Annotated in this window: 11 protein-coding genes; 7 read left to right on the top strand and 4 right to left on the bottom strand. The window is 53.5% G+C overall.

Features of this window, described 5'->3' with window-relative positions:
* Window positions 1-124: 124 nt before the first annotated feature.
* Entirely contained in the window at window positions 125-406 is a 282-nt protein-coding gene (gene ppiC / locus ACZAHD_RS18405; protein ID WP_004869510.1) for a peptidylprolyl isomerase PpiC, read from the bottom strand.
* Between the two features lie 48 nt (window positions 407-454).
* Window positions 455-736 (bottom strand): peptidylprolyl isomerase PpiC, encoded by a 282-nt coding sequence (gene ppiC, locus ACZAHD_RS18400; protein ID WP_462458059.1) that lies wholly within the window; start codon window positions 734-736, stop codon window positions 455-457.
* Window positions 737-848: 112 nt separating this feature from the next.
* Between ppiC (ACZAHD_RS18400) and rep the strand changes: the two genes are divergently transcribed.
* Window positions 849-2,870, top strand: a complete 2,022-nt coding sequence (rep, locus tag ACZAHD_RS18395) for a DNA helicase Rep (protein WP_462458058.1) — start codon at window positions 849-851, stop codon at window positions 2,868-2,870.
* Between the two features lie 69 nt (window positions 2,871-2,939).
* Here rep and gppA read toward each other — a convergent pair whose 3' ends face one another.
* Entirely contained in the window at window positions 2,940-4,424 is a 1,485-nt protein-coding gene (gene gppA, locus ACZAHD_RS18390) for a guanosine-5'-triphosphate,3'-diphosphate diphosphatase (RefSeq protein ID WP_462458057.1), read from the bottom strand.
* Window positions 4,425-4,432: 8 nt separating this feature from the next.
* A complete protein-coding gene (gene rhlB, locus ACZAHD_RS18385; RefSeq protein WP_100686176.1) occupies window positions 4,433-5,698 on the bottom strand; it encodes an ATP-dependent RNA helicase RhlB in 1,266 nt (421 codons plus the stop codon).
* Window positions 5,699-6,040: 342 nt separating this feature from the next.
* Here rhlB and trxA point away from each other — a divergent pair, with 342 nt between their 5' ends.
* The 6 genes from trxA to ACZAHD_RS18355 all read left to right on the top strand — a co-directional run.
* The gene (trxA, locus tag ACZAHD_RS18380) at window positions 6,041-6,370 is read left to right on the top strand and encodes a thioredoxin TrxA (RefSeq protein WP_004869525.1); all 330 of its coding nucleotides are present in this window, start codon (window positions 6,041-6,043) and stop codon (window positions 6,368-6,370) included.
* 333 nt (window positions 6,371-6,703) lie between these two features.
* A complete protein-coding gene (gene rho / locus ACZAHD_RS18375) occupies window positions 6,704-7,963 on the top strand; it encodes a transcription termination factor Rho (RefSeq protein WP_002883293.1) in 1,260 nt (419 codons plus the stop codon).
* A 239-nt stretch (window positions 7,964-8,202) separates the two neighbouring features.
* A complete protein-coding gene (gene wecA / locus ACZAHD_RS18370; RefSeq protein WP_462458056.1) occupies window positions 8,203-9,306 on the top strand; it encodes a UDP-N-acetylglucosamine--undecaprenyl-phosphate N-acetylglucosaminephosphotransferase in 1,104 nt (367 codons plus the stop codon).
* Window positions 9,307-9,319: 13 nt separating this feature from the next.
* On the top strand, window positions 9,320-10,366 hold the full coding sequence (wzzE, locus tag ACZAHD_RS18365; protein ID WP_462458055.1) for an ECA polysaccharide chain length modulation protein: 1,047 nt from the start codon (window positions 9,320-9,322) through the stop codon (window positions 10,364-10,366).
* A 56-nt stretch (window positions 10,367-10,422) separates the two neighbouring features.
* Window positions 10,423-11,553: a non-hydrolyzing UDP-N-acetylglucosamine 2-epimerase gene (wecB, locus tag ACZAHD_RS18360; RefSeq protein WP_462458054.1), complete on the top strand. Its 1,131-nt coding sequence runs from the start codon at window positions 10,423-10,425 to the stop codon at window positions 11,551-11,553.
* A partial coding sequence (locus ACZAHD_RS18355) for a hypothetical protein (RefSeq protein WP_462458060.1) occupies window positions 11,550-11,641 on the top strand: 92 nt, incomplete at its 3' end. The genes wecB and ACZAHD_RS18355, both read left to right, overlap by 4 nt.

The raw sequence follows: 11,641 nt of genomic DNA, 5'->3' as shown, positions 1-11,641 counted from the left end.
GGTTTTGGCTCTGCCTTATTGTCATTGGATTTAAATCTTACAGAACTGGCAGAGGCTTTTTTTTAAGGATTTTGGTACGCCTCTATGGGGCGAAATCAATGCCGCCTTCTATGAAGGCGGATTTTTACTTCCGGTACAGCACTTTGATGATGTGGTAACCGAACTGCGTGTGCAGCGGGCCGGTCGGCTCCAGCTCAGGGCAGGAGAAGACGACCTTATCAAATGCCGGAACCATCTGGCCCTGTTTGAATTCCCCTAAATGACCGCCCTTTTTACCCGACGGACAGGTGGAGTGCTTCTTCGCCAGCTTCTCGAAGTCGGCGCCGTTTTTGATCTGCTCCAGCAGGTCGAGTGCCAGTTTCTCTTCTTTTACCAGAATGTGCATTGCTGCCGCTGTTTTAGCCATGATCGTGCCTTGATAGGTTTATAAATCAGGTGGCAATATTAGCATGCGCTAGCGGCGATACAGCACCTTAATGATGTGATAGCCAAATTTGGTTTTGACTGGCCCGTAGGGTTTCAGCAGCGGGCAAGTGAAGACCGCGTTATCAAACGGTCCGACCATCGTCCCCTGCTTGAACTCGCCTAAATCTCCGCCGTTACGCCCGGAGGGACAGCGTGAATAACGCTTCGCCAGATGATCGAAGCTGATGCCTCGCTCCAGTTTGGCGAGGAGCTCCTGGGCCAGCTTCTCTTCTTTTACCAGGATATGCAGGGCTGCTGCTGATTTTGTCATTGTTTTGTTCTCTGGATGACCGGTGTTACCAACACTTTACCATTAGCCGGTAAATCTCCAGCCGGCTTTCTGCTACAATCCCCACCCCGTTCGAAGATTGAGCAAGACTCCCATGCGTTTAAACCCTGGCCAACAACAAGCCGTCGAATTTGTGACCGGACCGTGCCTGGTGCTGGCGGGCGCCGGCTCCGGTAAGACCCGCGTTATCACCAATAAAATCGCTCACCTGATCCGCGGCTGCGGCTATCAGGCGCGTCATATTGCGGCGGTGACCTTTACCAACAAAGCGGCACGTGAAATGAAAGAACGTGTCGGACAAACGCTGGGGCGCAAAGAGGCGCGGGGCCTGATGATTTCCACCTTCCATACTCTGGGGCTGGATATTATTAAGCGTGAGTATGCTGCACTGGGGATGAAATCTAACTTTTCTCTGTTCGATGATACCGACCAGGTTGTGCTGCTTAAAGAGCTGACCGAAGGGCTGATCGACGACGATAAAGTCGTGTTGCAGCAGCTGATCTCGACGATCTCCAACTGGAAAAACGATCTGCAAACCCCGGCACAGGCCGCGGCGGGCGCAAAGGGCGAACGGGATCGGATCTTTGCCCACTGCTATGGGCTCTATGATGCCCATATGAAGGCCTGCAACGTGCTGGATTTTGACGATCTGATCCTGTTGCCTACCCTGCTGTTGCAGCGCAATACCGAGGTACGTGACCGCTGGCAGAATAAGATTCGCTATCTGCTGGTGGACGAATATCAGGATACCAACACCAGTCAGTATGAGATGGTGAAGCTGCTGGTGGGGCAGCGTGCGCGCTTTACCGTCGTTGGCGATGATGACCAGTCGATCTACTCCTGGCGTGGGGCACGGCCACAGAACCTGGTCTTGCTGAGCCAGGATTTCCCGGCGCTGCAGGTGATCAAGCTGGAACAGAACTACCGTTCTTCCGGGCGCATACTGAAAGCCGCTAACATCCTGATTGCTAACAACCCGCACGTCTTCGAAAAACGCCTGTTTTCCGAGTTGGGGTATGGCGTAGAACTTAAAGTGCTTTCAGCGAACCACGAAGAACATGAAGCGGAAAGGGTGACCGGGGAACTGATCGCCCACCACTTCATCAATAAGACACAATATAAAGATTACGCCATCCTCTACCGCGGCAACCATCAGTCGCGGGTCTTTGAAAAGATGTTGATGCAAAACCGCATCCCGTACAAAATTTCGGGCGGCACGTCGTTCTTCTCGCGGCCCGAGATTAAAGACCTGTTGGCCTATCTGCGCGTGCTGACCAACCCGGATGATGACAGCGCCTTCCTGCGTATCGTCAATACGCCAAAGCGCGAAATTGGCCCGGCTACCTTGCAAAAGCTGGGTGAGTGGGCGATGACCCGTAACAAGAGTTTGTTCACCGCCAGCTTTGATATGGGTCTCAACCAGACGCTAACCGGTCGTGGCTATGATGCGCTGACCGGCTTTACGCAATGGCTGGGTGAAATTCAGCGTCTGGCGGAGCGTGAACCGGTCGCTGCGGTGCGCGATTTGATTCGCGGGGTGGATTATGAATCCTGGCTGTATGAGACTTCCCCAAGCCCGAAGGCCGCAGAAATGCGGATGAAAAACGTCAATCAGCTGTTTAGCTGGATGACGGAGATGCTGGAAGGCAGCGACATAGACGAGCCGATGACTCTGACTCAGGTGGTCACCCGTTTTACCCTGCGCGATATGATGGAGCGCGGCGAGTCCGATGAAGAGTCGGATCAGGTGCAGTTGATGACTCTGCACGCCTCGAAGGGGCTGGAGTTTCCTTACGTCTACCTGGTGGGCATGGAAGAGGGGCTGTTGCCGCACCAGAGTAGCATCGATGAAGACAACGTGGATGAAGAGCGCCGCCTGGCGTACGTCGGTATTACCCGCGCGCAAAAAGAGCTGACCTTCACGCTGTGTAAAGAGCGCCGCCAGTACGGAGAACTGGTGCGCCCGGAGCCCAGTCGTTTTCTGTTGGAGCTGCCGCAGGATGACCTGATCTGGGAGCAGGAGCGCAAAGTTATCTCGCCGGAAGAGCGGATGCATAAGGGGCAGGCCAATGTCGCCAATATTCGGGCGATGCTGGCAAAAGCGAAAGGAAAGTAATTCGACCACGTATCCCCCGGTGGTGCGCACCGGGGAGATTTTAAGGAAATCGCCGGTTATCAGGCGGAATTAAGCCACCTCGAGGGTCCAGTGGACGTAGCTTTGCCACTGGCACTCCTGCTCGACCAACTCCCGACCCAGAGGATGACTTTCCAGCCACCCCTCCGGCAGCGTCAGCACCAGCTTCTCGTGTTCGACGGTCAGTGAAATGGCCGGCAGCAGATCGTCGCGACGGCGGCTGGCAAAGAGGATCGCCAGACGCAGCAGCCGACACAGGTGCTCAGCAACCCGTGGCTTCACCGCATTTTGCTGATGGAGAGAGGAGAGGTCGATGGTATTCGTCTGGTTGAGCAGCAGCGTTGCGAGCAGTTTTTTCTGCGCTGGCGTGAAGCCGGGGAGATCGAGGTTGCTTACCAGATAGGCGGCGTGCTGCGGGGCGCGTTTAAAATCGACGCTCAGACCAATTTCGTGCAGCTCGCAAGCGCTGACGAGCAGATCGCGGCTGAGCGATTCCAGCTCCCAGGTATCGTTCAGCTGATTCACCAGATGTGCTGCGAGTTGAGTGACGCGCTGGGCCTGCTCGGTGTCGATCATAAAGCGGCGTTGAATATTGCGCAGCGTGCGGCTACGGATATCCTGATCGACGGACAAATGCAGCATGCCGTAAACCAGGCCTTCACGGAGTGCACCGCCCGCGAGGGTCATACACTGAATATTCAGTTCGCTGAAGATGGCGATAAGTATGGCCAGCCCGCTGGGGAAAACCAGAGCGCGTTCTAAGGTTAAGCCTTCGATTTCCAGCTCTTCCAGACGCCCGCACTGAATTGCACGCTGCTTGAGCTGCTGCAATTTAGCCAGGGTGATACGCTCGTCCATTCCCTGCGCCATCATGATTTCCTGCAGGGCCTGAACGGTACCGGATGCGCCGACGCAGACTTTCCAGCCGTGGTAATTCAGGATGTCAGTAATCGGACGCAGAACTTCCCGAGCCGCATTTTCTGCCAGATCGAAGTTTTCTTTTGTCAGGTTACGATCGGCGAAGTAGCGCTCCAGCCAGGTGACGCACCCCATCGACAGGCTAAAAAGAGAGGTGGTCTGTGCCCCCGTGCCAGTCACCAGTTCGGTACTGGCGCCGCCGATATCGACAACCAGGCGCCGGTCTTCGCCGCCGGTCGTATGTGCAACGCCTTGATAAATCAGTCGTGCTTCTTCTTCACCGCTGATCACCTGCACCGGACAGCCGAGAATTTCCCGGGCTTTTGCCAAAAACTCGTCGGCATTGACGGCCAGGCGCAGCGTAGCGGTCGCCACAACGCGAATTTGAATGGGGGGGATATCCTGCAGGCGTTCGGCAAACAGACGCAGACATTGCCATCCACGCTCCATCGCTTCCACGGAGAGCGTGTTATCGCTGTTCAGGCCAGCGGCCAGACGTACTTTGCGCTTGATGCGGCTAAGCGTCTGGATGCTCCCGGCCACCTCGCGTACAACCAACATATGAAAGCTATTTGAACCAAGATCGATAGCTGCATAAAGCGAGGTGGAACTGAGCATAGATTTATTTAACCTGAACGACGACGGTTACGAGGTGGACCGCTGCGACGCGGGCCATTGCCAGTGCGCGGGCGCGTCAGGCGCAGCGGCTTCGGCAAATCTGTCATAAGTGCATCTGGGTTGTACTTGCTGACTGGAATAGAGTGACCGGTGTAGGTCTCAATCGCCGGAAGATTCAGCGCGTACTCTTCGCAAGCCAGGCTGATAGAGTGACCGCTGGCGCCCGCGCGACCGGTACGGCCGATACGGTGGACGTAATCTTCACAGTCGTCCGGCAGGTCATAGTTAAAGACGTGCGTTACGGCCGGGATATGTAGACCACGTGCAGCAACGTCAGTCGCCACCAGAATGTCGATATCGCCACGGGTAAACTCTTCAAGGATCCGCAGGCGTTTTTTCTGTGCAACGTCGCCGGTTAACAAGCCGACGCGATGGCCGTCCGCTGCCAGGTGGCCCCAGATATCTTCGCAACGATGTTTAGTATTGGCGAAAATAATGGCGCGATCCGGCCACTCTTCTTCCAGAAGCGTCTGTAGCAGGCGCATTTTCTCTTCGTTGGAAGGATAGAACAGCTCTTCTTTAATCCGGTGACCCGTTTTCTGTTCCGGCTCGACTTCAACATATTCGGCGTTGTTCATCTGTTCAAACGCCAGTTCGCGAACACGGTAAGAAAGGGTTGCGGAGAACAGCATGTTCAGACGCTGATTGGTCGGCGGCATGCGACGGAACAGCCAGCGGATATCTTTAATAAAGCCGAGATCGTACATGCGATCGGCCTCATCCAGCACGACGACCTGAATCGCACCAAGGTTAATGTGATTCTGTTTGGCATAATCGATAAGACGACCGGTGGTGCCGATCAGAATATCAACGCCGCTTTCCAGCACTTTCAGCTGTTTATCGTAGCCATCGCCGCCATACGCCAGACCCAGCTTCAGGCCGGTGGCCGCAGCCAGCGGTTCTGCGTCAGCGTGAATTTGTACCGCCAGCTCGCGCGTCGGCGCCATGATCAGCGCACGCGGTTGGTTTACCTGGCGGTCAGCGTTGGCCGGGTGAGAAAGGAGATAATGAAACGTTGACGTCAGGAACGCCATCGTTTTTCCGGTACCGGTTTGCGCCTGCCCGGCGACATCACGACCTTCCAGCGTTAGCGGAAGAGCGAGTGCCTGAATGGGCGTACAATTATGAAACCCTTTCTTTTCAAGGGCTTCAATCACTGCCGGGTGCAGGGCGAAGTCGGAAAACTTCTGTTCTGTTAAATGTGTTTTGCTCATAGTGTGGTAGAATATCAGCTAACTATTGCATTAAGAAAGCGTATCCGTTGAAATAACGTCAACCTTTCGTTGGCTATACGCGAAATGACTTAAGATGCATCTACGGCAACCTGATGAATCCTCGAAAGCTTAGACTACTGAGCGAGTCGAGGAGGATTAATCTACCGGAAACGGTTTGAAGGTGGTTTGCTTTGGCTCCTGCAAGACGACATCCATGAGGGATCGGATCGCGCAGTTGCCAGTAAAAGAGGTATCCTGAAAAATAACGTGTATAACGTAGCATCGGCACGTCGTTGATGTTTGCGACACCAACACACCAGGCTTATTCCTGTGGAGTTAAATATGAGCGATAAAATTATTCACCTGACTGACGACAGTTTTGACACGGACGTTCTCAAGGCTGACGGGCTAACCCTCGTCGATTTCTGGGCAGAGTGGTGCGGTCCGTGCAAAATGATCGCCCCGATTCTGGATGAGATCGCTGAAGAGTATCAGGGCAAACTGACCGTAGCTAAACTGAACATCGATCAGAACCCGGGTACTGCGCCGAAATACGGTATTCGCGGCATCCCGACTCTGCTGCTGTTTAAAAACGGCGAAGTCGCGGCAACTAAGGTCGGCGCACTGTCTAAAGGCCAACTGAAAGATTTCCTCGACGCCAACCTGGCGTAAGCAGTTTGCCATTCCGGCGTCCGGGTTCCTATTTTTAGCGGAACTCTGGACGCCCGGCCAGAGTCGTGCTAAGTTAACTTCAGACTTCGTTTTAAACATACCTTATTGTTTGAATCTTGTTTTACCCGAAGCGTCCCGCAGAAATTGCGCGAGAGGCTACAAATTCCGGGCTTTTCACTCATTCAGTTTTGTCGTTCCAGCTCTGCGTTCTTTCCTGTGACCAGGCAACGTACAGGCACGAGATGAAGGCCGTTAACAGGCATGGATGTTCCTGCCATACCATTCACAACATTAAGTTCGAGTTCTACCCCGAGTTTAAGAACCCACACCATTATGAATCTTACCGAATTAAAGAATACGCCGGTTTCTGAGCTGATTACTCTCGGCGAAAATATGGGGCTAGAAAACCTGGCCCGTATGCGTAAGCAGGATATTATTTTTGCCATCCTCAAGCAGCATTCGAAGAGTGGCGAAGATATCTTTGGCGATGGCGTACTGGAGATACTGCAGGATGGATTTGGTTTCCTCCGTTCCGCAGACAGCTCCTACCTCGCCGGTCCCGATGACATCTACGTATCTCCAAGCCAAATCCGCCGTTTCAACCTCCGCACTGGTGACACCATTTCCGGTAAGATTCGTCCTCCTAAAGAGGGTGAGCGTTACTTTGCGCTGTTGAAAGTTAACGAAGTTAACTACGACAAGCCGGAAAACGCGCGTAATAAGATCCTGTTCGAGAACTTGACGCCGCTGCATGCGAATTCACGCCTGCGTATGGAACGTGGTAACGGTTCAACCGAAGACTTAACCGCACGTGTTCTGGATTTGGCATCTCCAATTGGTCGCGGCCAGCGTGGTCTGATTGTTGCGCCGCCGAAAGCCGGTAAAACCATGCTGCTGCAGAATATCGCGCAGAGCATCGCGTACAACCATCCTGACTGCGTGCTGATGGTGCTGCTGATCGACGAACGCCCGGAAGAAGTGACCGAGATGCAGCGTCTGGTTAAAGGTGAAGTGGTTGCTTCCACCTTTGACGAACCTGCTTCCCGCCACGTTCAGGTTGCCGAGATGGTTATCGAGAAGGCGAAACGCCTGGTTGAGCACAAGAAAGACGTTATCATTCTGCTCGACTCCATTACCCGTCTGGCGCGTGCCTACAACACCGTTGTTCCGGCTTCCGGTAAAGTGTTGACTGGTGGTGTGGATGCTAACGCCCTGCATCGTCCGAAGCGTTTCTTCGGTGCTGCGCGTAACGTGGAAGAGGGCGGTAGCCTGACCATCATCGCCACCGCACTGATTGATACCGGCTCCAAAATGGATGAAGTTATCTACGAAGAGTTTAAAGGCACCGGTAACATGGAGCTACATCTCTCGCGTAAGATCGCTGAAAAACGCGTCTTCCCGGCTATCGACTACAACCGTTCCGGTACCCGTAAAGAAGAGCTGCTGACCACCCAGGAAGAGCTGCAGAAGATGTGGATCCTGCGTAAAATCATCCATCCAATGGGTGAGATTGACGCGATGGAATTCCTCATCAACAAACTGGCTATGACCAAAACGAACGATGACTTCTTCGATATGATGAAGCGCTCGTAAGTTAAAAAAGCCCAAAAACGCCACGCAATCGCGTGGCGTTTTGTTTTTTGGGTTTGTATGATCCAGGAAGGGAAAAGGAAGCGGGGATTATCGTATGATTAGCGTGCCACATCGGGCAGTGATAATTTTAACAGACTAAAATCTATACAATAAATTTGTAATGTTCTGCTTTACCCCTTCAGGAGTTGAGACATCGTCGTTATACTTCCCGGATTAACCATGCTGAGAGCACATGTGTTGTGAATTTACTCACTGCTATTACTGAATTAATCAGTATTTTCTTATTCACTACCCTTTTTATATTTGTTGCCCGAAAAGCAGCAAAAAAAGTCGGGTTAGTGGATAAACCTAACTATCGAAAACGGCATCAGGGTTTGGTCCCGTTAGTGGGTGGCATCTCAGTTTATGCTGGCATTTGTTTTACTTTTGCCATCGCAGATTATTACATTCCCCATTCGTTCTTATATCTGGCCTGCGCTGGCATCCTTGTGCTGGTTGGCGCGCTGGATGATCGGTTTGATATCAGTGTAAAAATTCGCGCGGTGATTCAGGCGGCGATTGCCATTGTCATGATGACGGCAGGAAACCTGCACCTGAGTAGCCTGGGCTATATTTTTGGTTCGTGGGAGCTGGTCCTTGGCCCCTTTGGCTTCTTCCTCACTCTTTTCGCCGTCTGGGCCGCGATTAATGCCTTTAATATGGTGGATGGCATCGACGGCCTGCTCGGCGGTCTGTCATCTGTCTCCTTTGCGGCAACCGGCATTATTCTGTGGTTTGACGGTCAATACAGTCTGGCAATGTGGTGTTTTGCGATGATAGCCGCCATTCTGCCCTATATTTTACTTAACCTCGGCGCACTTGGCCGCCGTTATAAAGTTTTTATGGGCGATGCTGGCAGTACCATGATTGGTTTCACCATCATCTGGATTCTGCTGGAAACGACCCAGGGCAAAACGCATCCCATTAGCCCGGTGACCGCCCTGTGGATTATTGCGATTCCGTTGATGGATATGGTGGCGATTATGTATCGTCGCCTGCGTAAAGGCATGAGTCCGTTCTCTCCGGATCGTCAGCATATTCATCATTTAATCATGCGTGCCGGGTTTACTTCCCGGCAGGCGTTTGTCCTGATCACGCTGGCGGCCGCGCTGCTGGCGATGGTGGGCGTGGTGGCGGAATATACCCGTATCGTTCCTGAATGGGTGATGCTAATTCTCTTTTTGTTGGCCTTTTTCCTTTATGGCTACTGCATTAAACGCGCATGGAAAGTGGCGCGACTGGTTAAGCGCATCAGACGCAGAATACGGCGACACAGCGGCAATAATCCAAAATTAACCAAGTAGAACTGGGGACGTGATGACTCAACCATTACCGGGAGCACAAGCAGTGAACGTTGAGAATGAGCTGGATATTCGCGGGCTGTTTCGCGCCTTATGGGCAGGAAAAATCTGGATAGCCGGGATGGCCGTGCTCTTTGCACTGATTGTCCTGGTTTACGCCTTTTTTGCTCGCCAGGAGTGGAGCGCAACGGCGATAACCGATCGACCCACTGTGAATATGCTGGGTAGTTACTATTCTCAACAGCAGTTCTTACGCAATCTGGATATTAAAGCCAATCTGGTTCCGGTCGACCAGCCGTCGGCGATGGACCAGGCTTATAAAGAGTTCATCATGCAGCAGGGGTCCTGGGATACCCGCCGCGATTTTTGGTTGCAAACTGACTATTACAAACAGCGCCAGTCGGGCAATGCCCGCGCGGACGCTGCGTTGCTGGACGATCTGATTAACAATATTCAGTTTATGCCGGGCGACTCGGTAAAAAATGTTAACGACAGCGTGAAGTTGACGGCCGAGACCGCGCCGGATGCCAATAATTTGCTGCGCCAGTACGTGGCCTTCGCCAGCCAGCGTGCGGCTGGGCATCTTAATGACGAACTGAAAGGCGCCTGGGCGGCTCGCACTGTGCAGATGAAAGCGCAGGTGAAGCGGCAGGAAGAGGTGGCGCGCGAAATTTTCAACCGTCGTACCCACAGTGTGGAGGAGGCGTTGAAAGTGGCGCAGCAGCACAACATCTCCCGTAGTGAAACGGATGTCCCGGCCGATCAACTGCCGGATTCCGAGCTGTTCTTGCTTGGCAGGCCAATGCTGCAGGCGCGACTGGAAAATTTGCAAGCTGTGGGGCCGGAATACGATCTCGACTATGACCAAAGCCGTGCCATGCTGAATACGCTCAACGTCGGACCGACATTAGATCCGCGTTTTCAGACTTACCGGTATTTGCGTACGCCGGAAGAACCTGTAAAACGCGATAGCCCGCGGCGCGTATTTCTGATGGTGATGTGGGGTATCGTGGGCGCGCTCATCGGCGCAGGCGTTGCATTATCGCGACGCAGAGTCCAGTGAATGCGGCCTGTGATGAAGAATTAATCAACTTCATCACCTAATCGAAGAGAATCGATGTGAAAGTACTAACGGTATTTGGCACCAGACCCGAAGCTATCAAAATGGCACCGCTGGTTCATGCGCTGGCAAAGGATCCTCACTTTGAGGCGAAAGTTTGCGTCACGGCGCAGCATCGGGAGATGCTCGACCAGGTGTTGAAACTTTTTTCTATCGTGCCGGATTACGACCTCAATATTATGCAGCCGGGTCAGGGCCTGACGGAAATCACCTGTCGTATCCTCGAAGGGTTAAAACCGGTGCTGGAATCGTTTAAACCGGACGTTGTGCTGGTGCATGGCGATACGACGACGACGATGGCTGCAAGTCTGGCCGCGTTCTATCAGCGTATCCCGGTCGGGCACGTTGAAGCGGGATTGCGAACCGGCGATCTGGGCTCTCCGTGGCCGGAAGAGGGGAACCGTACGCTGACCGGGCATCTGGCAACTTACCACTTTGCCCCGACAGAAACCTCGCGACAGAATCTGCTGCGCGAAAATATCACCGCTGGCCACATCACGGTCACCGGCAACACGGTCATTGATGCGTTGTTCTGGGTTCGCGATCGCGTTCTGGGCGATGAGGCTCTACGTAACGAACTTATGCAGCGCTATCCTTTCCTGGCGAACGGCAAGAAGATGATTCTGGTCACTGGCCACCGGCGGGAAAGCTTTGGCCGCGGGTTTGAGCAAATTTGTCACGCGCTGGCAGAAATCGCCGCCAGCAATCCCGATGTCCAGATTGTGTATCCGGTGCATCTGAACCCGAACGTCAGCGAGCCGGTGAAACGTATTCTCGGTCATGTCGATAACGTAATGTTGATTGAGCCGCAGGATTATCTGCCGTTTGTCTGGTTGATGGATCGCGCATGGCTGATCCTCACCGACTCCGGCGGTATTCAGGAAGAGGCGCCATCGTTAGGGAAGCCGGTACTGGTGATGCGTGAAATGACGGAGCGCCCGGAGGCGATTGCCGCAGGCACCGTGCGTCTGGTCGGGACCGACAGCCAGCGTATCGTCACTGAAGTCACCCATCTGCTGCAGGATGATGCCGCGTATCAGGCAATGAGCCGGGCGCATAATCCCTATGGCGATGGTCAGGCATGTCGCCGTATTTTGTCCGCACTTAAAAATAATCAGGTAACGCTATGAGTTTTTCTACCATTTCAGTGATTGGCCTTGGATATATTGGCCTGCCAACCGCTGCCGCGTTCGCCTCCCGGCAAAAGCGGGTGGTCGG

The sequence above is a fragment of the Raoultella sp. genome, assembly GCF_039594335.1.
Taxonomy (GTDB): domain Bacteria; phylum Pseudomonadota; class Gammaproteobacteria; order Enterobacterales; family Enterobacteriaceae; genus Klebsiella.
The sequence above is the reverse complement of the archived record's forward strand: the minus strand, read 5'-3'. Positions and strand labels throughout refer to the sequence as shown.